Annotated in this window: 20 protein-coding genes and 1 tRNA gene; 10 read left to right on the forward strand and 11 right to left on the reverse strand. The window is 38.0% G+C overall.

What is annotated here, in order from left to right; translation table 11 throughout:
* Positions 1 to 2: 2 nt before the first annotated feature.
* The 4 genes from JCM15092_RS17975 to bamJ (JCM15092_RS01920) all read right to left on the reverse strand — a co-directional run bounded on the left by JCM15092_RS17975 (position 3) and on the right by bamJ (JCM15092_RS01920) (position 4,610).
* The gene (locus JCM15092_RS17975; RefSeq protein WP_439645891.1) at positions 3 to 878 is read right to left on the reverse strand and encodes an RNA polymerase factor sigma-54; all 876 of its coding nucleotides are present in this window, start codon (positions 876 to 878) and stop codon (positions 3 to 5) included.
* Between the two features lie 277 nt (positions 879 to 1,155).
* Positions 1,156 to 2,820, reverse strand: coding sequence for a nucleoside kinase (locus JCM15092_RS01910; protein WP_024993175.1), 1,665 nt, complete (start codon positions 2,818 to 2,820; stop codon positions 1,156 to 1,158).
* A gap of 313 nt (positions 2,821 to 3,133) precedes the next feature.
* Positions 3,134 to 4,000, reverse strand: coding sequence for a BamJ family beta-barrel-assembly machinery protein (gene bamJ, locus JCM15092_RS01915; protein WP_024993176.1), 867 nt, complete (start codon positions 3,998 to 4,000; stop codon positions 3,134 to 3,136).
* A 25-nt stretch (positions 4,001 to 4,025) separates the two neighbouring features.
* On the reverse strand, positions 4,026 to 4,610 hold the full coding sequence (gene bamJ, locus JCM15092_RS01920) for a BamJ family beta-barrel-assembly machinery protein (RefSeq protein ID WP_024993177.1): 585 nt from the start codon (positions 4,608 to 4,610) through the stop codon (positions 4,026 to 4,028).
* A 124-nt stretch (positions 4,611 to 4,734) separates the two neighbouring features.
* Between bamJ (JCM15092_RS01920) and JCM15092_RS01925 the strand changes: the two genes are divergently transcribed.
* Positions 4,735 to 5,436: a Sir2 family NAD-dependent protein deacetylase gene (locus tag JCM15092_RS01925; protein WP_024993178.1), complete on the forward strand. Its 702-nt coding sequence runs from the start codon at positions 4,735 to 4,737 to the stop codon at positions 5,434 to 5,436.
* 62 nt (positions 5,437 to 5,498) lie between these two features.
* Entirely contained in the window at positions 5,499 to 5,660 is a 162-nt protein-coding gene (gene rd / locus JCM15092_RS16765; RefSeq protein ID WP_084488405.1) for a rubredoxin, read from the forward strand.
* Positions 5,661 to 5,728: 68 nt separating this feature from the next.
* Here rd and pnp read toward each other — a convergent pair whose 3' ends face one another.
* Positions 5,729 to 7,915, reverse strand: coding sequence for a polyribonucleotide nucleotidyltransferase (pnp, locus tag JCM15092_RS01935; protein WP_024993179.1), 2,187 nt, complete (start codon positions 7,913 to 7,915; stop codon positions 5,729 to 5,731).
* Between the two features lie 209 nt (positions 7,916 to 8,124).
* Here pnp and JCM15092_RS01940 point away from each other — a divergent pair, with 209 nt between their 5' ends.
* From JCM15092_RS01940 to JCM15092_RS01950, 3 genes are all read left to right on the forward strand, one after another.
* Positions 8,125 to 9,273, forward strand: coding sequence for a thioredoxin-like domain-containing protein (locus JCM15092_RS01940; RefSeq protein WP_034541425.1), 1,149 nt, complete (start codon positions 8,125 to 8,127; stop codon positions 9,271 to 9,273).
* A gap of 184 nt (positions 9,274 to 9,457) precedes the next feature.
* Positions 9,458 to 9,922 (forward strand): transcription elongation factor GreA, encoded by a 465-nt coding sequence (gene greA / locus JCM15092_RS01945; RefSeq protein ID WP_024993181.1) that lies wholly within the window; start codon positions 9,458 to 9,460, stop codon positions 9,920 to 9,922.
* A gap of 53 nt (positions 9,923 to 9,975) precedes the next feature.
* Positions 9,976 to 10,383: an HIT family protein gene (locus JCM15092_RS01950; protein ID WP_024993182.1), complete on the forward strand. Its 408-nt coding sequence runs from the start codon at positions 9,976 to 9,978 to the stop codon at positions 10,381 to 10,383.
* A gap of 44 nt (positions 10,384 to 10,427) precedes the next feature.
* Here the strand turns inward: JCM15092_RS01950 and JCM15092_RS14645 are convergent, their stop codons facing one another.
* The gene (locus JCM15092_RS14645) at positions 10,428 to 11,300 is read right to left on the reverse strand and encodes a TIGR01777 family oxidoreductase (RefSeq protein WP_051532454.1); all 873 of its coding nucleotides are present in this window, start codon (positions 11,298 to 11,300) and stop codon (positions 10,428 to 10,430) included.
* Between the two features lie 62 nt (positions 11,301 to 11,362).
* Positions 11,363 to 12,406 carry a mannose-1-phosphate guanylyltransferase gene (locus JCM15092_RS01960; protein ID WP_024993183.1) on the reverse strand — a complete coding sequence of 348 codons (1,044 nt, stop codon included), beginning with the start codon at positions 12,404 to 12,406 and terminating at the stop codon, positions 11,363 to 11,365.
* A gap of 165 nt (positions 12,407 to 12,571) precedes the next feature.
* Between JCM15092_RS01960 and JCM15092_RS01965 the strand changes: the two genes are divergently transcribed.
* From JCM15092_RS01965 to JCM15092_RS01985, 5 genes are all read left to right on the forward strand, one after another.
* A tRNA-Leu gene (locus JCM15092_RS01965) sits at positions 12,572 to 12,655 on the forward strand.
* Positions 12,656 to 13,242: 587 nt separating this feature from the next.
* The gene (locus JCM15092_RS01970; RefSeq protein ID WP_024993184.1) at positions 13,243 to 14,070 is read left to right on the forward strand and encodes a hypothetical protein; all 828 of its coding nucleotides are present in this window, start codon (positions 13,243 to 13,245) and stop codon (positions 14,068 to 14,070) included.
* 12 nt (positions 14,071 to 14,082) lie between these two features.
* The gene (locus JCM15092_RS01975) at positions 14,083 to 14,481 is read left to right on the forward strand and encodes a hypothetical protein (protein ID WP_024993185.1); all 399 of its coding nucleotides are present in this window, start codon (positions 14,083 to 14,085) and stop codon (positions 14,479 to 14,481) included.
* Complete coding sequence (locus JCM15092_RS01980) at positions 14,459 to 14,878, forward strand: hypothetical protein (RefSeq protein WP_024993186.1); 420 nt, start codon at positions 14,459 to 14,461, stop codon at positions 14,876 to 14,878. The genes JCM15092_RS01975 and JCM15092_RS01980 overlap by 23 nt, the downstream gene beginning before the upstream one ends.
* Positions 14,879 to 15,087: 209 nt before the next feature.
* Positions 15,088 to 15,327 carry a hypothetical protein gene (locus tag JCM15092_RS01985; protein WP_024993187.1) on the forward strand — a complete coding sequence of 80 codons (240 nt, stop codon included), beginning with the start codon at positions 15,088 to 15,090 and terminating at the stop codon, positions 15,325 to 15,327.
* A 64-nt stretch (positions 15,328 to 15,391) separates the two neighbouring features.
* Here JCM15092_RS01985 and JCM15092_RS01990 read toward each other — a convergent pair whose 3' ends face one another.
* The 4 genes from JCM15092_RS01990 to JCM15092_RS02010 all read right to left on the reverse strand — a co-directional run bounded on the left by JCM15092_RS01990 (position 15,392) and on the right by JCM15092_RS02010 (position 18,744).
* Positions 15,392 to 16,051, reverse strand: coding sequence for a plasmid mobilization protein (locus JCM15092_RS01990; RefSeq protein ID WP_024993188.1), 660 nt, complete (start codon positions 16,049 to 16,051; stop codon positions 15,392 to 15,394).
* Complete coding sequence (locus JCM15092_RS01995) at positions 16,048 to 16,839, reverse strand: relaxase/mobilization nuclease domain-containing protein (RefSeq protein WP_024993189.1); 792 nt, start codon at positions 16,837 to 16,839, stop codon at positions 16,048 to 16,050. Before JCM15092_RS01995 ends, JCM15092_RS01990 begins: the two co-directional genes overlap by 4 nt.
* Positions 16,840 to 17,195: 356 nt before the next feature.
* Positions 17,196 to 18,428: a primase-helicase family protein gene (locus JCM15092_RS02005; RefSeq protein WP_024993191.1), complete on the reverse strand. Its 1,233-nt coding sequence runs from the start codon at positions 18,426 to 18,428 to the stop codon at positions 17,196 to 17,198.
* The gene (locus tag JCM15092_RS02010; RefSeq protein ID WP_024993192.1) at positions 18,415 to 18,744 is read right to left on the reverse strand and encodes a helix-turn-helix transcriptional regulator; all 330 of its coding nucleotides are present in this window, start codon (positions 18,742 to 18,744) and stop codon (positions 18,415 to 18,417) included. Before JCM15092_RS02010 ends, JCM15092_RS02005 begins: the two co-directional genes overlap by 14 nt.
* Positions 18,745 to 18,908: the final 164 nt, after the last annotated feature.

An 18,908-nucleotide genomic window follows, 5' to 3' on the forward strand; every position in this document is an offset into this window, starting at 1 on the left:
TATTACCCCATCTTCAAGGGTCTCAACGATGAAATCAGGTACAATCTGTTGATAATTCTTCCTATAGCTTCACCTAGCGAACTACCAGGACGGGGATTTAATTTTACAAGTTCTGAAAGAGCTTGATCGTACTCATCTTCACTTATCTCAAGCCTCTGAATAATCTTATCCCTGTTCTTTTTCTTGAAATCATCGAAACAATTTTCGATGATTTCTAGTTGTAACTCTTTCTCACGAGAATTACTCTTTCGTTTTATCTGCAATAATAAGCACTCTTGAAGAGAGCGTGCGCCAATACCTGCAGGATCGAAATCCTGAATTATATGTAGTATCTCTTCAAGTTCCTGTTCATCGGTGTTAATACCTCTGTAAATTGCAAGTTCATCACTGATGGTAGTAAAATCCTTTCTAAGTATGCCATCATCATCAAGTGAACCAATAATATATTCAGCTATCTCTCTCTCACTATCCGAAATGTCCTGCATAGCAAGTTGTTCTTTTAGAATCTCGTAGAAGGATACAATGTCCGAGAAAGGAATATCCTCCATTTTTTCATCTTTTGAACGGTTGCTCTCCTGAAGTTTATAGTCTGGAATATCATCTTCGGTCAGATAGTCTCCTAAAGAGATGTCTTCATCGCTATGGCTAATGTCTTCATTGTCTTCGTCTAATTGAGACGATTCGTTGTTATCAGATGACTCTTCTTTATCATTGTCGCCAATCTCTAAAGCAGGATTGTCAAGAATTTCGGCATGAACTCTCTCCTCCAACTCAACTGTTGGCAGTTCGAGCAGTTTCACTACCATTATCTGTTGTGGGGATAGTGTCTGTACTTGCTGCTGATTTTGTGTCTGTACTTGACTGAATCCTTCTGCCATATTTACTAAATCATCTTTATTAACAGTGCAAAATTAATGAATATTTTGATATCTGTTCATAATAAGAGTACACTTATATTTTATATAAAATTATTAATTTGCTTTCCCATTTTATATTGATATTATTGAGCAAAGATTATTTAAGTTTTTGGTGAATATCTATAAGGCTTATACGCTAAAAATCTTTCTATTGCATTTCGCCCTACATGGTTGATATAATAAAAAAAACCTTGTTGCTAATTAAAGCAACAAGGAATATGTATGATATAGAAATATATTAATATCTGAAACTACTTCCACCTAAGAACTCTCTTAACAGTGAGGTAGGAGGTAGCTCATTATCACGCACAGGAACGAAATATTCTAGAAATTTACGTAAGCGGTATGCTTCCGAATATTCCGGTCGGTTATTAGGAACCTGTCTAAGTATAGGTTCAACATAATCTCTTAATACAGCCAATTCGTAGATTAGTGCTGAATTGAACATTGCATCAGCATTCTCTTGATATGGGAATATCCATTTATCTTCTCCTTTTCTGACGCTTGGCCAACGAGCGATAGTCTCTTCGGCTGAATACCCTCTATACTTATAATCACGTAAAATCCTTCTTAACAGACGGTTGTCTGTTGTTGGTATATAGTTATGATTGTCTAGCAGTATAGTAGTAAGTGCAGACACATATATTTTAAAAGTATTTTCTTTAGGAATATTTGGAATTAGCTCTGGATTAAGTGCATGTATTCCTTCTAATATAAGTATCATGTTTTCACTAACCATCAACTTCTCACCTTTATATTCGCGCTTACCTAGCGAAAAGTTGAATGTAGGTAGCTCAACTTCTTCGCCATTAAGCAAAGCTTGGAGCTGTTCATTGAAGAACTTTAGGTCCAAGGAATAGAGCGATTCATAATCATAATCTCCATTCTCATCTCTAGGAGTCAGATCTCTATCTACGAAATAGTTGTCAAGGGATATTGGATATGGTTTCAGTCCACTAGCCATTAACTGTACACTAAGTCGTTTGCTGAATGTTGTCTTTCCTGATGAAGAGGGGCCTGATATAAGAATAAGTTTAACACGCTTATCACCGTCACCACGGTTTACAATCTGGTCGGCTATATGTGCAATCTTCTTCTCTTGTAGTGCTTCCGATACATTTATCAGATCTGTACCAAATCCTTTATTGCATGCAAAATTGAAATCACCAACAGTACCTACACCGATAATCTGGTTCCACTTTCTGTGTTCTTTGAATGCCTCAAACATCTTTTCCTGCTTTATTACCTCTTCTAGAATCTCAGGTTTATTTCTATTTGGAACCATAAGTAATAAACCATCATAGTATTTTACTATATCAAAGAGTTTTATATAACCGGTGCTTGGTAAAAGACTACCATAATAGTAATCTACGCTATCTTGAAGTGTGTAGTAGAAAGAGTATAGGTTTCCTGAAGTCTCAAGAAGCTTAACCTTATCCATCATCCCTTTTTCTTTGAACAGCTCAATCACCTCCGGGGTATGTCTTTCGAATCTGTGGAAAGATATGTTGTCTTTAATGATTTCATGCATTCTTTTCTTTATCCTTATAACATCGTCGAGCCCAACCTCTCTGCCAATCTTAAGATTACAATAATATCCCTTAGATACAGGATGTTCAAGGATAATCTCACCAGAAGGATATAGGTCCTCAACTGCTTTATAGAGTATAAAACATAAAGATCTTACGTAAGTACGCATTCCGGAAGAACTTGTTATATCCAGGAATTCCACGTCCTTATTGTTGTAGACTCTGAAATTCAACCCTTCGACTTTGTTATTTACTTTAGCACTGACAGGGCCGAAAGGAAGATTAAGGTTTAAGCCATTATAAATATCCAAGAGGGAGCTACCTATTGGGAAGCCTTTAAGGATATTATTATTCTTGCAACAAATTTGTAACATAATTAAAACGTGTTTACTAATATAGAAAAGTGCAGTTAATATACTAAATAAAGATATTAGTCGTAACAATCTATTGAAATTAATGAATATTGAATATTCATTTTATGATTTATTAAAGTTGATTGGTACGTTTGATTATATTGCTTTGTGGAATGGATGTAATTTCAATATATTATCATTAAATAATATAAAAGTCTGTTTGTAAGATCATACCTGCAATAGTCTTGATATAGAATTACTTTGAGGTATTGACTTTGCATAAAAAAGGAGCATCACAATAGTGACGCTCCTTTATAATATCTGTCGTTACCTATTATTTCTCAATGCTAATAAGTTCAACCTGGAATACAAGAGCTGAGAATGGCTTAATCTGACCAGCTTCGCGAGCTCCATAAGCAAGATCGTAAGGAATGTAAAGTTCGTAAATTGAACCAACAGGCATCAACTTAAGAGCTTCTGTCCAACCTTTGATAACTTGGTTAGCACGGAATGTAGTAGGCTCGTTACGTTTGTAAGAGCTATCGAATTCCGTACCATCAATCAAAGAACCTTTGTAGTTAACCTTTACTTTAGTAGTATCTGTTGGGATAGCACCTGTACCTTTTTTGATAACTTTGTACTGAAGACCGCTAGCAGTTGTTACAACACCAGCTTTCTTTGCGTTTTCAGCAAGGAATTTCTGACCAGCAGCTTTGTTTGCACCGAACTGCTTCGCTGTAGATTTCTCTTTGATAGCGTCAGCGTGCTGCTGAACATAAGCTTGAGCAGCTTCTATAGTAACAGGCAATTTTTCCGCTTTAACTGCAGCGATAAAACCTGCAAGGAAATTCTCTTTGCTAAGTTGTACAGTAGAGTCGTTTCCGAACAATTGCTGATTGATACCGTCAAACATACGTCCACTGATCTGTTGACCTATCTGAACACCTGCCATGTAAGCTTCATCTTTCTTAGTAGTCTTTTTAGCTCCAGCTTCAATACCCTTGATGAAGTCAGCCATATAAGTAGAATCTACTCCCATCTGGCCAACAACATAGTCTTTCAGACCCTGAGTATTTGTGACACCCATCATGTATGATAAAGAATCAACCTCATTTTTCATGTTTGCTTTTGGAGACTGAGCAGTACATGAAGCAAGGCTTGCAGCTGCAGCTACTGCTACGAAAAAACTAATTTTTTTCATTTGCTTTAATTTTTTGTTATTATTTTTATAAAACTTCTATTAATTCTACATCAAATATTAATGTGCTGTGAGGTGGAATCATCTCACCAGCCTGCTGAGCACCATATGCAAGTTCTGAAGGAATAAAGAGTCTCCATTTAGAACCTTCTGACATAAGTTGAAGTGCCTCAACCCATCCTTTGATAACTTGATTTACTCCAAACACAGCTGGCTCGCCACGTTTGACAGAGCTATCAAAAAGAGTACCATCGATTAGTGTGCCCTCATAATGGCATTTTACACTATCTGTAGATAATGGTTTCTTACCATTTCCCTCTGCTATTACCTCATATTGCAATCCGCTAGCTAATGTAACAACACCTGCACGTTTTGCATTCTCTATTAAGAAGTTCTTACCCTTCTCGATGTTCTGTGCATTAAGCTTAGCTTCTAATTCTTCAAAATATTTGTTTACGATCTCGCGTGCTTCATTGTGTGTGATTGCAGTCTCTTTATTCTCAAGAACAGCCTTTACTGCATTAGCGAAGTCTTCAACGTTGATGTTTTGAGCTCCCATGCTCAATAGATTTTGACCGATTCCTAAACCGATTGCATAACTGAATTTATCCATAATTATTTTGCTGTAAATATTTCATTTTAAAACATACAAAGGTAAATTTTTTATTTTAATGGCATTGTTTTTAACAATCTAAAAACCATTTTTTTTGTATGTTTACTAAAAAAAATGATATATTATGAAAAACTTGATTATTTTGACAGGTGCAGGTATGAGTGTTGAGAGTGGTCTAAGTACATTCAGAGGTTCAGGAGGCATGTGGGGGAAATATCCGGTTGAGCAGGTGGCAACTATTGAAGGCTATTATGATAACCCTGAACTGGTAATCAATTTTTATAATGATCTTCGTAAGCAGTTACTTACCGTGAATCCTAATCATGGGCATAAGGTAATTGCTGAACTAGAGAAATATTTTAATGTAACTGTCATAACTCAGAACGTTGATAATCTTCACGAAAGAGGTGGAAGTTCCAACGTTATTCATCTTCATGGTGAACTTACTAAGGTTACATCTAGCAAAGATCCAAATAACCCTAGGTATATTGAAACATTGGCAACTGATGATTACGATGTTAAAATGGGTGATAATTCTGCCGATGGAAGTCAGAAGAGACCTTTTATTGTGTGGTTTGGTGAGGCTGTACCAATGATTGACGAAGCAATAGAGTGGGTTAGGAAAGCTGATATTTTTGTTGTTATAGGAACATCACTGAATGTTTATCCCGCAGCTGGACTCTTGAACTATCTTCCGCCGAGGGTACCGATATATGTAATTGATCCTAATGAATTGCCTATAAAAGGCTCCGATTATCATTTCATACAGAATGGTGCTTCTAAAGGCATGGATGAATTAATGAAAATTTTATTAGATAAAAATTAAGGAGAAATCAAAAACTTTATTATGTTTGTTTTCGTAATATAACGTAATATAAATTAGAGATTATGAAAAAATATGTTTGTACAGTTTGCGGCTGGGTTTACGATCCAGAAGTAGGAGATCCAGAAGGTGGTATTTTACCAGGAACAGCATTTGAAGATATTCCTGATGATTGGGTATGCCCTCTATGCGGTGTAGGTAAAGAAGACTTTGAAGAACAAGAGTAATAGTAGTTCTAAGACAATAGAAAAGGCGGTTCATATGAGCCGCCTTTCTTATTTATTATATTCAGATATTATTCTGCTGTTTCACTTTTTTCTTCCTTATTTTCACTCTTTGGAGCTTTTTCGCTCTTAGGAGCTCTTTCTGGTTTTGGAAGAAGAACCTTGCGAGATAATTTGAATTTACCAGTCTTAGGATCGATATCAAGTAACTTAACCTGAATCTCATCACCCTCTTTAAGACCAGCCTCTTCTATTGTCTCAAGACGTTTCCAATCTATTTCAGAAATGTGGAGAAGACCATCTTTACCTGGAAGGAATTCTACGAATGCACCATAAGGCATAACTGAACGAATCTTACCAGTGTAGACTTCACCAACTTCTGGAACAGCAACGATACCTTTGATTATGCGGATAGCATCATCGATAGATTTCTTATTAGTTCCGGCAATCTGTATTTTTCCAACACCGTCAGCCTCTTCGATAGTGATAGTAGCACCAGTCTCTTCTTGCATACCTTGGATAATTTTACCACCAGGGCCGATTACAGCACCGATGAACTCTTTTGGTATAGTCAATGCTTCAATACGTGGAGCGTGTGGCTTAAGATCATCATGAGGAGCAGGAATACATTCTGTAATCTTACCAAGGATATGCATACGTCCCTCTTTTGCTTGGTTAAGAGCTTTTTCGAGGATGTCGAATGAAAGTCCGTCTACTTTTATATCCATTTGAGTAGCAGTGATACCATCTTTAGTACCTGTTACCTTGAAGTCCATATCACCTAAGTGGTCTTCGTCGCCAAGGATATCAGAAAGAACAGCAAATTTATCCTCTCCGGCATTCTTGATAAGTCCCATAGCTATACCTGAAACAGGTTTGTTGATAGGTACACCGGCGTCCATAAGAGCAAGTGTTCCAGCGCATACAGTAGCCATTGATGATGAACCGTTAGATTCAAGGATATCAGAAACTATACGTACGCAATATGGATATTCTGCTGGAATTTGTCCCTTAAGAGCTCTCCAAGCAAGATGTCCGTGACCGATTTCGCGGCGACCTACACCTCTTTGGGCTCTAGCCTCACCTGTTGAGAATGGAGGGAAATTATAGTGCAATAAGAATCTTTCTCTACGTTGATCAAGTACATCGTCAACGATCTTCTCGTCAAGTTTTGTACCAAGAGTTACAGTACTTAAAGATTGAGTTTCACCACGTGTGAAGATAGCCGATCCGTGAGGTCCAGGCAAGTAGCCAATCTCACACCAGATAGGACGGATCTCAGTTGTCTTACGACCGTCAAGACGTTTTCCTTCATCAAGTATGCATCTACGCATAGCTGCTTTTTCAACGTCGTGGTAGTATTTATCGATAAGGTCTCCCTTTTCTTCTAATTCTTCTTCTGTAAACTGTGCTTTGAATTCATCGCGGATAGCGTTGAATGCATCTTCACGTGCATGCTTGTCTCTGTTTCCAGCTTCTGCAATAGCATAAGCCTTACTGTAGCAAGCTTCATTAACAGCTTTACGTAAATCTTCATCATTTACCTCATGGCAGTATTCGCGTTTAACAGCTTTACCAACCTCTTCGGTAAGTTCCATTTGCGCTTTACATTGAACCTTGATAGCTTCGTGAGCAGCCTTCATAGCTTCAAGAAGATCAATTTCTGAAACTTCTTTCATCTCACCTTCAACCATCATGATGTTGTCGTATGTAGCAGCAACCATAAGGTCCATGTCTGCTTTTTCTAGTTCCTCGAAAGTAGGATTGATAGCAAATTTACCATCAATACGTGCTACTCTCACTTCAGAGATAGGACCTCCGAAAGGAATATCTGAAACTGCAAGAGCAGCAGAAGCTGCAAGTCCAGCCAATGCATCAGGCATGTCAACACCATCTGCTGAGAATAGGGTAATATTTACATATACCTCTGCGTGATAATTATCTGGGAAAAGAGGACGCAATGCGCGGTCAACCAAACGGCAAGTCAGAATTTCGTAATCTGATGCTTTACCTTCTCTTTTAGTAAAACCACCTGGATAACGTCCGAATGCTGAATATTTTTCTTTGTACTCCACTTGAAGTGGCATGAAATCTGTTCCGGGAACTGCGTCTTTTGCGGCACAAACAGTTGCAAGCAACATAGTATTACCCATGCGAAGCATTACAGCACCATCTGCCTGTTTTGCCAGCTTTCCCGTCTCGAGTGTGATGGTTCTTCCATCAGGAAGCTCGATCGTCTTAACAATTGGATTAATCATAAAATGTTTTTTATTATACTTTTCGTCTAAAAAATTGTGCGAATATAGTCAATTAATTTCTAAATAGGTGAAAATGAGATTAAAAACTTTGTTTCATTTTCCTTTTTTTTGATTAAGATATAAGAAGATTCTTAAAAAGTTTGTCAAACCATTAAAAGGAGTATCTTTGTAGCCATATTTATTACTAAAAAACATTCAATTTTACTTAAATGAAAATCAAATTATATTTCTTAGTTTCTCTTTTACTTATAGGATTCTCGTCTTGTAAAAAGAGTAATGGCTTCGAGATTAAAGGAGAAATTTCGGATGCAGCAGATAAGATGTTGTATCTTGATGAGATGGGCATAAATGGAACTATCGGACTAGATTCAGTTAAACTAGGTAGCTCAGGTACTTACGAATTTAATGGCAATAGACCTGAATCTCCGGAATTTTATAGATTAAGACTTGGTGATGAGATAATTAATTTTGCTATCGATTCAACAGAGACTATAACAATTAACTCTAACGTAAAGAACTTCTCTACAGATTATACAGTGGAGGGTTCAGAAAATAATACGAAGATAAAAGAGTTGGTAATGCTTCAGATAGCATTGCAGAACTCTGTTAATAAATTGGCTCAGAATAGTTCTATCCCTGCTGGAATTGTACAGGATAGTATTCTTAAAATGGTTGATAGCTATAAGACTAATGTAACACGCAATTACATTTTCGCTCAGCCAAATATGACATATGCTTATTTTGCACTGTTTCAGAAGTTAAACAACTATATGATATTCGATCCTTTGGCGAACAAAGACGATCTGAAATGCTTCGCAGCTGTTGCGACCAGCCTTAACAACGTTTATCCACATGCCGACAGATCTAGAAACCTCTATAATATGGTTATTAAAGGTATGAAAAATACTAGAGCTGTAAAAGAGGAACAATTGGAGGTGTCGCCAGACAAGATTAAGCAGGCTAATATCATCGATATAGATCTCATGGATGTCAAGGGACGCTCAAGAAAGTTGACAGATCTTAAGGGTAAAGTCGTTATACTTGATTTTACAATATATAACCACTCTATGTCTGCAGCACATAACCTTGCATTAAGAGAATTGTACAGTAAATACTCTGCTCAAGGACTTGAGATATATCAGGTATCACTTGATGAAGATGAACACTTCTGGAAGACTGCATCCGACAACCTTCCTTGGATCTGCGTAAGAGATGCTAACGGAACTTATTCAAACTATCTTGCTTTATATAATGTTACCAATATCCCTACTTTCTTCATTATTAACAAAGCTAATGAACTACGCGGTAGGAGTGAGAATATAGCAGAACTTGAAGGAGAAGTTAAGAAGTTGCTTTAAAGCATTTTACTGTTATAATATGTTATAAAGCATTTAGGTAAAATTTGTTTTATATAAATATAAATATAACTTTGTAAATTATATAATACACAAAGGGTTCCGACATATGACGTTTAAATGTCGGAATTCTTTTTGTTTTATATATAATTGTATTAATAATATAGAAAACTCAGGAGGAATAACTATGGCTTACATGTCAGAAGAAGGTTACCAGCAACTGGTAGCTGAGCTAAAACATTTAGAAGCGGTGGAACGACCAAAAATTGTTTCTGCTATAGCAGAGGCAAGAGACAAGGGTGATTTGTCTGAAAATGCTGAATATGACGCGGCAAAAGAAGCTCAAGGATTACTTGAAATGAAAATAGCCCAATTAAAAGCTACAATAAGTGATGCTAAAATCATTGATGTATCTAAGCTTAATGCAGATACTGTTCAGATCTTGACAAAGGTTGAACTTAAGAATGTGAAAACAGGAATGAAGATGGCATATACTATCGTCGCAGAGAGCGAGGCTAACCTTAAACTTGGTAAAATCTCGGTTAACACACCTATTGCTCAAGGTCTTCTTGGCAAAAAGATTGGTGATGTTGCAGAGATAACAATACCTCAGGGTAAGATAAGTTTAGAAATTACAAACATTTCGTTCTAAAAACATATAGGCAAACTTGTTATGTGCAGGTTTGCCTATTTAATTATAATAAGATGGCAACAATTTTTAGTAAGATCATATCTGGTGATATTCCAAGCTATAAGGTGGCTGAGGATAATGAATTCTATGCCTTTCTTGATATTAATCCATTGGTAAAGGCGCATACCCTTGTTGTTCCAAAAAGGGAAGTTGACTATATTTTTGATTTGGAAGATGAAGAGCTTGCAAAGATGCAGTTGTTTGCTAAGAGAGTCGCTTCTGCCATTAAAGAGGCTTTCCCATGTAAAAAGGTTGGTCAGGCAGTAATCGGACTTGAAGTTCCTCATGCACATATTCATCTTATTCCTATTCAGAAAGAGTCGGATATGATATTCTCAAATCCTAAACTGAAATTAAGTAGCGAAGAGTTTGTTGAAATTGCTACATCTATAAATAAAATCTGGGAAGATAAATACAAGTAATTCCTCTAATAAATACAGTAGTAAAACTACATCAATAATATAATTTATCCTCTGTCATTCATTATGGCAGGGGATAATTTTTTTATGAAGTTATCTATGCTAGGATGTTGATATTTGAATCCCATGGATAGTAGCTTCCTTGGAATAACTCTCTGTCCTCCTGTTATGACAGAACCCATCTCTCCGAATATTGTTCGCTTAATGTACGAAGGAATTGTTATAGATATTATAGCATGAAATGAGTGCTTCAGATAGCATATTATCTTGTTGTATGATATTATCTCCGGACTGACACAATTCACTATGCCATTTACGTTCTCATTATTTATAATAAAATAGATAGCATTAATTAAATCATTTAGGCTTATCCATGGGAAAGGGGAATTCCCGGATGAGAACTTAACAGCTATCTTGAACTTAAGCGAGAGAAGTATCTGCTTCAAGGCTCCGCCACTAGGTGACAGTACTACCCCAAATCTACAAATAACGTTTCTGCAAGCTTTTGATTTTCCTGCTTCAAGTTCCCACTCCCGGCATACAGAAGCTAAGAAGTTGCTACTCTCGGTAGGACTATCCTCGTCAGATTCTATATCTATGGGATAACATCCTACTGCAGATGTAGATATAAATAGTCTAGGTTTATCCGGAATTCTTGCAATAGCATTTACTATTTTCCTTGTAGCATTAATTCTACTGCTAAGAATCTTTTTCTTATAATCTTCTGTCCATCTTTTATTGATGGTAGCACCGGCAAGATTGATGATAACATCGCAATTTGATAGCTCATTATATAGAAAATCTGAGCCATCAATAAAGTATTTCCTACCCAAAGGAATAACCTTATGTCCTTTTATCTCCAAAAAAGAAGATAATGCAGAGCCAATAAAGCCACTTGCACCACTAATTGCAATATTCATATATCCATACTTTTATACAGAATAAACAAATAAGGTATATATGTTGTTTAAAGCATTCAGTATTAAATATATTTGTCTCCTAATTTGATCTTTACATCATTTACGAAACGTCTTATAGACTGCTCGTCATCTTTTTTACAAACTAGAATTACATCGTCTGAGCTAGCTACCAAATAGCCCTCAAGGTCTTGAACGATGGTTAGCTTATTGTCGGATACAGCGATAAGGTTGTCTTTGCAATTGTAGAGAAGTGAGTTGCCATTTACGCATACATTTTTCTCCTTATCTTTTGGGGAAATCTCATATAGAGAGTTCCAACTTCCAAGGTCGGCCCATCCGAATTTACATAGCTCAACATATACATTGTTGGCCTTCTCCATTATTCCGTAATCAATAGAGATATTAGGGCAAGATGCAAAATCTTCGTTCTTATCTTTTAACTTCATGCAGATTTCAGGCATTAGTTCTTCAAAAGACTTTATTATAGTCTTATTGTTCCAAATAAAGATACCTGAATTCCAATAGAACTCCTGTGACTCAACAAAAACCTTTGCAAATTCTATCTGTGGCTTCTCAACGAATGTTTTAACCTTGATGAATTTATCATCAGTGATATCGTTTATCTGAATATATCCGTAGCCTGTTTCAGGTCTGGTAGGTTTTATACCAAGTGTCAGTATAACATCTTTGTCAGAAACGAAGTCAATACCATCCTTAATACATTTGAAGAACTCATTCTCGTTCATGATAAGATGGTCAATAGGAGCTACTATTACATTTGCATCCGGATTAATTTTCTGAATATGATATGAGGCTTGTGCAATAGCTGGCGCAGTATCTCTTCTGGCAGTTTCTGTTATTATCTGTGATTCTTTTATATCTTTGAGCTGTTCCTGAACTATTTCTTTGTATTTTATATTTGTTGTAACTATTATATTTTCTGCTGGAATAATATTCTTATATCTTTCAAAAGTTAGTTGAAGAAGAGATTGTCCTGTTCCAAAGAAATCTAAGAACTGTTTTGGTAGTGATGATTTACTGAAAGGCCAAAACCTACTACCTATGCCACCAGCCATAATAACGCAATAATTATTATTATTGGACATGTTGATATCATTTTTAAATTACATGCTAATATAAATTTTATTTCTCAAAGCATATCCAATAAAGTATATAAATGAACTAATTATTTAGCAAATTCGAAAAAATGCAGTTCTCAATTTGGTAAATAAAAAAATTGTAATACCTTTGCACCGCAATCAAATAACGATGCCCAGATGGCGGAATCGGTAGACGCGCTGGTCTCAAACACCAGTGGATTCACTTCCATCCCGGTTCGACCCCGGGTCTGGGTACGAGTAAATCGGCTAAGTAATTGAATATCAATGCTTAGCCGATTTTATTTTGCGCCTATTGTTCCTGTTTTGTTCCCACACGGACTTATTCGCCAGTTCTTTAAATGGGATTGAATACGCTTAAACATTATTCTCCTTGTAATATATTGAATAGATGAAAAGCAATAAGTGTTGTCGAGAATTGTTGAATATCTACAAAAATCAGCGTTATAAGTAGTTTATGACCAATAGAGGTGCAAATAGATAAAATAATCATCAAATCATTGATTTTATCCAAATTAAGATTGTGTATCATATAAATTCGCTATCTTTGTATTTGGTTAGAGACTACTCTTGCCAAGACATATTGAAAATAAGAGGCGTTATGTCTTCTTCTTGTATGTACGAAGCCTGAGAACCTTCAAACAATGGAAACAAGAGATGATATAATGGTCTCCACGCATATGCGTGGGGCTGTTATTCCCACATCTGTTTCCAATGGTTTTCTCAGGGCTTGTACATTAAGAAGTGTGGCATACGGCACCACGCTTCTGCGTTTAATAACAGACTCGTTTGGGTGCTATCGGGCATAGAACGAAACTACACGTATGACAATTCTAATTATTATTCTCATTGTTGTAGCAGTAATCTTCATCATCAACCATAATGGTAATAAACATAATGAAGAAATGAGAAAACTTGCTGAGCAAAAGAAAGCGGCACAAAGTTCACTTAGCCAACATAATATCAACAACAAAATCATGGATGCAGTCCATGCTATGGGTGATGGTCAAAATGCTCAATACTGGGAAGGTTTTAAGCGCAGAAAACCAAACGAAGCAAAAGCCATCGTTGCTGCTTCTAGATTGAACATGGACTTATTGAGTGATAAGGATGCCTTTGAGGTCGTGAGCACATTCCTTCGCTGGTCTGAGAATGCTGGCAAACCAATTTCTAAACTTAAAGACGACACTATTGCACAACTCTCTGAGTTTCTCAATGAAGTTTCTTTTGAAATGTTGGAATCCAAGCTTAAAAACGAGATACCCAAGGAAGCTAAGACATTCAACATTTCTCCAAACCATACAGTCGGCTACTTTATGCTAATATACTTGAAGGAAGCACAAAACCGCCAATCTAAGACAAATCTTCCAACTGGTGACATCCGCTCTTTGGTAGAGCAGTTGTTAGACACCGTCTTTACACATGAGATGAAAGCAAAGATGAACGAGGATATGGCATATGTATTCGGTGGTTTGGTCGTTGATATGGTTAAGAGTGGCGACGTTGATCCACAACTTCAAATGATGTTGTCATCAATGACCATTCAAAACATCAAGATGATGAATAAATTGTATGAGTCGGGTAAGGTGGATAAAAATGAGTTCGACCAAATACTTGAAGAAACTCTTGATAAGTTTGCACATCAATTCTAAAGCTGTATAATAATGTGGTGGATAATAATTGCTATTATTGCTTTTGTGGCATTTAAGTTCATTTTGGACTCTAAAGCTCAATCAAATGCTGTTGCCAAACAAGGTGGCATGAGAAAGAAATATTCGATATTGGTTGATTATTTTCTCACAGGAAATGAGAATTGTCGAATTATTCAGGAAAATAGTACATTCATTCGTGTCGGTGCTGCCAATCCTGCTGCGAGTACATATTTTGACATCGCCCAAACCTACGGAACAGTTACAATACAATGGATTTCTAAAAGCATACCTCTTGGAAACCATAAGTTAGAATGGCAGTTCAATGAGTTTGCAGACCAACACGAAATGATACGTCAAATTGGGCATGACGTAGAAACCTATATGGGTAATGTACTATCTAAATTTCAGTAATATGGGACTGTTCTCTAAAATATTTGGTGGGGCGAAAGAACTCACAAAAATCTCCAATGGCGTTGCAAATGTCACCAACATGCTTGATGAATACGAAAGCGACCCCGATTTAACATATCTGTATGTGTCGGCATGGATTACACGTGTTGCAGTTATTGATGTAGTGGAAGCAAACGAATTTCCTTCACACTACACTCTTTATGCCCCGATTCATGGTAATCAGACAAAAATGACCATCATGGAAGCATACGGATTAACTATTACAAGAGTTGTGTCCAAAGCACTTGAGCGTTCCTCACGCATTCATGATTATGTGCAAAACATCTTAGACAAAAAGGAAGCTTTCTACGAGATAGACAGGCAACTGCCCGAAGAACAAAAAAGAATATTCAGATAGCATAAACATACCTACAGTTTAAGCAGGTTGGACGATTAGGATTTAATGTTGCAATAACTCCCGATGCTGTAGACAAAAAGATGAAATTAGTTTCAGCCTATGAAACTCAAATAAAAAAGAAGAGGATGCACATATCGGTGGTAAGAGCAGAAAAGGTATAATTCTCCCCAATTTAGATATATTATACGAAAACGTTAATTAATATTCACATGAAAGATTTGGTTAAGCATAAAATAGCAAAAGAAATATATGCGGATGGCAAAGCATTTTTATGGGGATGCTTGGTTTCTCTTCTTACTTTGTGTATTGTCATGCTTTGTGATTGGTTAGAATGTTTGAATGATGACTATAAAGTACTTTGGTGCGTATTCTTTTATGGCTCACCCTTTTTTGCAATTATGATACGATATATGATTATTGCTTATAAGTGGGTGATTAAATGGAAATAAGTAAATTCTATTATTAGTTTATGCAGACATTATAGAAAGTGGAATTATATGTTATCATTATTAGTCATATCGTACTTCTACCATCTCGATGCCAATGCACATACACATCCCTTATTGAAATCTCATGGTTAAGATAAGCCCGACTAATTTCTGTCGGAAGTGTATAAGCCGGATAATAGGCAACCTTGAAATGCCAGTAGATGCCCCGGTTGTCGGGATAAATCCGGCAGTTGTGCCGTTCGCAGAAAAGGCGTTCACCTTCGGCGGTATAAAGGTAATAGTTGGTCGCTGCTTTCTGTAATTCCGTGTTCTTCTCTTGAAGCTCACGTACTTTTGCGGCAAGTTGCTCTCGCTGTTTCTGCTCGAATTCATAGGCAGATAAATCCATTTCATGCCATGAACCAGTCTTGAAATATTTGTTGGTACGGCAGATGTATTCGCGGATAGCGTCTGTTACAAAAGGTAAGCCGTGGATGTTGGCCAGCCGTGCAATCTGATTGAGGTTGACTTGCATCTTGTAGCTAATATTGGCCGTGCGTTTCATCCGCTCGCTTTCTTCTATGGTAAGTGCGGCTGAGAGTTCTTTGCCTAATGCTGCTTCACGGATGAAAGCTGCCACAGACAGCCGTGCGGCATTGGCTTTCTTCTCAATTATGGCATATTCTGATTCACTGAACTGTATTTCCTTGCGCTTGGTGCGTTTGTTCCCATTTTCTATTTTCATCTTCTGCGTCCTCCTTTTCGTTGTTTGTTTTTGTTCTTATCATGGTCAAGCGTGTTGTCACTGCTGCCGCTGCCTGTACCTATCCGAGCAACTGTTGGTTGAATGATAAGTTCGGCTATTCCTTCCATCAGATTGCCACTGATAGACGACATTGCAGTTTCTCTATCATTGTTTGCTGTAAAACCAGAATTGGTGTCTTCATTGGATGCAGGGTTGCTGTTCCATTCTGCATAATTCTGGTGTCTGTGGTTATGTATTCCTGCTGTCCGATTTTCATTTTTATTGATGTCCTTATTCTTGTCCGCTTGCATCCGCTTCCGATGATTGGCTGGTGTCAGTCCCCATTGTTCTGTTATGGAAATGGATGCTTCTTTTGCCGCCTTTCCGATATTAGCAAGATTGGCGCGTGTTCCGTCATCCAACACCACGTTTGCCAGAAAGTGGAAGTGCGGATTCTTGTTATCCTTGTCGTGATGGCGACCGACAAGGAATTGGTCAAAGCGATAGCCATGCCGCTCCATATGCCTTATCCAATCTCCAATTATTTCTTCCGCATGAGCTTCAAGCATGGCCGTATCGTTCATGTGGAAGGACATAGGAATGTGCATGGCCTTTACTTTGAGTGACGGGCGCAGTGCGCACTGGCGATTGAAATCTTCGGTGAGTATGCCAATATCGGTAAGGCTGCTCACTCCACGGGCAATGACTACGTGCGCCCCTTTCTTGGGATTGAGTATGTAGTCGATGGTCTTGCCCGGATTCTTGCTGTATCTTACTTTGGTTATCATTTTGCGTTTCTGTTTTGATGGGGAGGGTGGCAGCGGACTTCGCACCACAGATGCGTATGATACGTATCTTGGTACCGCTTGCCACCCCTCCATACATTATTGCTACTTCTGTCACACCGTCCGGTATTATGGTCGTGATGTCTGAAACAGATTCCACCGTTGATTTTGTTGAATCCGTTGAGCGGAATACAAAAAGAGGGAAGAAAAAAGAGAATGCTTTACATCCGACAGCGTGTCAGCAACCGATTTTCTCTTTTGGCAGGCAAGGTTTTCCGTTGAAATCTGTTGAGGGTGTTGTTGAACTATATAGGCCATATACATACGTTCTTTCTTATGTTTCATCAGACTCAACAAATTCAACGGTAGTCTTTCAACTTTTCACGGGTAACGGTATAAAAGCGTCCCACTTTCTTAGATGATGCGGAATACTTCTGCCCCGGCAACACGGATATTTGGTAAGTGGAATAAGACAGCGCATTGGGAGCAGGCTCCAGTTTCCAACACTGTTGCAAGACATTCCTCACCTGATGGCGTTCCACTCTTACCATCGAATAGTTGAACAATGCCAAAAGGTCGTTGATGCAGAAGTCCACCACATCCACCTGCATTGTGTCCATGATGTCAAGCAACAGTTCTGCCAAATCAAGCTCAATGCGGCTCCGGTTGCAGCGGATGATTTTCTCCAATGCTTCCGTGCGTATGAGTGACGGCGCAAACCACATGCGGCTTTCTTTTTTGGTGGTCAAATTCCGATGTTGCAGGTGGTACAGAAAGGCTGGAATCTCATCTTTTAGTTTCTGCAAAAATGATGTGTCATCTTTTTCCAATCGGCTGACCTTCCTCACCCAATAACGTGTTTCCTCCGGCTCGATGTAAACGGGGTAATTCTCGTTATTGGAACACAGCACAAACTTGGCGAAGAACTGCACTTCATAACGGTCTTTGCCTTTGGCTTCCATCTTGTAGGAATGTGCCGTACTTAGGTTCTTCAACCGTTCACTATCCTCACGGCGGTTGAGCAACACTTCGTCCACAACAATCATCAGTTTGCCCGCCCAATCGGCATTGAACTGACTACGGAAGTCCTCATTCGTATTGAACGTAACATTTTCCTGAAACATTGCTTTCAGAAAGTTCAGAAATGTACTCTTTCCTGTATTACGTTCTTCTGATACCAACAGAAGTATCGGCAATTTCTGTGTCGGTTTCAGATATAACAGTTGAAGGTAATCCATCCCCAGCTCATACTGCTCACCAAAGATATGTTCCACCAAAGAACAGATATGTTGGAAATCCCCTTCTGCCGGTATATGGGTTATCGGATCATAGAGATTATAAAAATTGTTTACGTTGTGGCGGTAGTCCGTATGGCTGGGCATGGTGCAGAATCCATCGTACTTGGGTATCTGAGCCGCTTCATCCTTGCTATGGTCTTGCCGGAACACACTCATCTTCCACTCCACACGCATTTTGCGAAACGAACCATTCATCATCGGTTGGTTCAATATCCGAAATAACGTAGTACCGATGCGCACATATCCGTCTTCTACTTTCCCGTTTTGTAGAACAGTATTCTCATTTACTTCCATCACTAACCGTTTTATTCGTTCCACCTAATATTCGTTTTACATCCGACAATCGGTATCTTACCTTACTGCCGACTTTGACGGCTTTCAGATAGTTTCGTTTGTTCCAATGCCATAAGGTCGCATCGCATACTCCGCACATATCCTTTACTTCTTCCCGGCTTAGTAGCCGTTCTTCATCCGCTGCACGGAAAGCCAATGCCACTTCGTTTATCGCGCGATTGATGAGCTCGTCCGAGAATACGCGCAAGTCCTCGCCTGTAATCTCCAGTTTGATATTGGCTGCGCCGTTGGAGATAATTTGCATCAAGTCTGTCATAATCAAAATCAATACTGCCGGATTATCCGGTGCAACCGCTTCGGCAGCATAATAAACGATTGCACCACCGCTCCCGTATCGGAACGATGGTGCAAAAGTATAATTGGATTTCGCTAAAATTCAATGGTTTGCGTTTCGCTTATTTCGACGAAACCGTAAACGAA

The organism is Phocaeicola paurosaccharolyticus JCM 15092 (genome assembly GCF_000613805.1).
Taxonomy (GTDB): Bacteria; Bacteroidota; Bacteroidia; order Bacteroidales; family Bacteroidaceae; genus Phocaeicola; species Phocaeicola paurosaccharolyticus.

What these genes read in the sequence shown, in the direction of transcription:
- JCM15092_RS17975 (WP_439645891.1), bottom strand. Translation starts at nt 878, where the DNA reads ATGGCAGAAGGATTCAGTCAAGTACAGACACAAAATCAGCAGCAAGTA.
- JCM15092_RS01910 (WP_024993175.1), bottom strand. Translation starts at nt 2,820, where the DNA reads ATGTTACAAATTTGTTGCAAGAATAATAATATCCTTAAAGGCTTCCCA.
- bamJ (WP_024993176.1), bottom strand. Translation starts at nt 4,000, where the DNA reads ATGAAAAAAATTAGTTTTTTCGTAGCAGTAGCTGCAGCTGCAAGCCTT.
- bamJ (WP_024993177.1), bottom strand. Translation starts at nt 4,610, where the DNA reads ATGGATAAATTCAGTTATGCAATCGGTTTAGGAATCGGTCAAAATCTA.
- JCM15092_RS01925 (WP_024993178.1), top strand. Translation starts at nt 4,735, where the DNA reads ATGAAAAACTTGATTATTTTGACAGGTGCAGGTATGAGTGTTGAGAGT.
- rd (WP_084488405.1), top strand. Translation starts at nt 5,499, where the DNA reads ATGAAAAAATATGTTTGTACAGTTTGCGGCTGGGTTTACGATCCAGAA.
- pnp (WP_024993179.1), bottom strand. Translation starts at nt 7,915, where the DNA reads ATGATTAATCCAATTGTTAAGACGATCGAGCTTCCTGATGGAAGAACC.
- JCM15092_RS01940 (WP_034541425.1), top strand. Translation starts at nt 8,125, where the DNA reads ATGAAAATCAAATTATATTTCTTAGTTTCTCTTTTACTTATAGGATTC.
- greA (WP_024993181.1), top strand. Translation starts at nt 9,458, where the DNA reads ATGGCTTACATGTCAGAAGAAGGTTACCAGCAACTGGTAGCTGAGCTA.
- JCM15092_RS01950 (WP_024993182.1), top strand. Translation starts at nt 9,976, where the DNA reads ATGGCAACAATTTTTAGTAAGATCATATCTGGTGATATTCCAAGCTAT.
- JCM15092_RS14645 (WP_051532454.1), bottom strand. Translation starts at nt 11,300, where the DNA reads ATGAATATTGCAATTAGTGGTGCAAGTGGCTTTATTGGCTCTGCATTA.
- JCM15092_RS01960 (WP_024993183.1), bottom strand. Translation starts at nt 12,406, where the DNA reads ATGTCCAATAATAATAATTATTGCGTTATTATGGCTGGTGGCATAGGT.
- JCM15092_RS01970 (WP_024993184.1), top strand. Translation starts at nt 13,243, where the DNA reads ATGACAATTCTAATTATTATTCTCATTGTTGTAGCAGTAATCTTCATC.
- JCM15092_RS01975 (WP_024993185.1), top strand. Translation starts at nt 14,083, where the DNA reads ATGTGGTGGATAATAATTGCTATTATTGCTTTTGTGGCATTTAAGTTC.
- JCM15092_RS01980 (WP_024993186.1), top strand. Translation starts at nt 14,459, where the DNA reads ATGTACTATCTAAATTTCAGTAATATGGGACTGTTCTCTAAAATATTT.
- JCM15092_RS01985 (WP_024993187.1), top strand. Translation starts at nt 15,088, where the DNA reads ATGAAAGATTTGGTTAAGCATAAAATAGCAAAAGAAATATATGCGGAT.
- JCM15092_RS01990 (WP_024993188.1), bottom strand. Translation starts at nt 16,051, where the DNA reads ATGAAAATAGAAAATGGGAACAAACGCACCAAGCGCAAGGAAATACAG.
- JCM15092_RS01995 (WP_024993189.1), bottom strand. Translation starts at nt 16,839, where the DNA reads ATGATAACCAAAGTAAGATACAGCAAGAATCCGGGCAAGACCATCGAC.
- JCM15092_RS02005 (WP_024993191.1), bottom strand. Translation starts at nt 18,428, where the DNA reads ATGGAAGTAAATGAGAATACTGTTCTACAAAACGGGAAAGTAGAAGAC.
- JCM15092_RS02010 (WP_024993192.1), bottom strand. Translation starts at nt 18,744, where the DNA reads ATGACAGACTTGATGCAAATTATCTCCAACGGCGCAGCCAATATCAAA.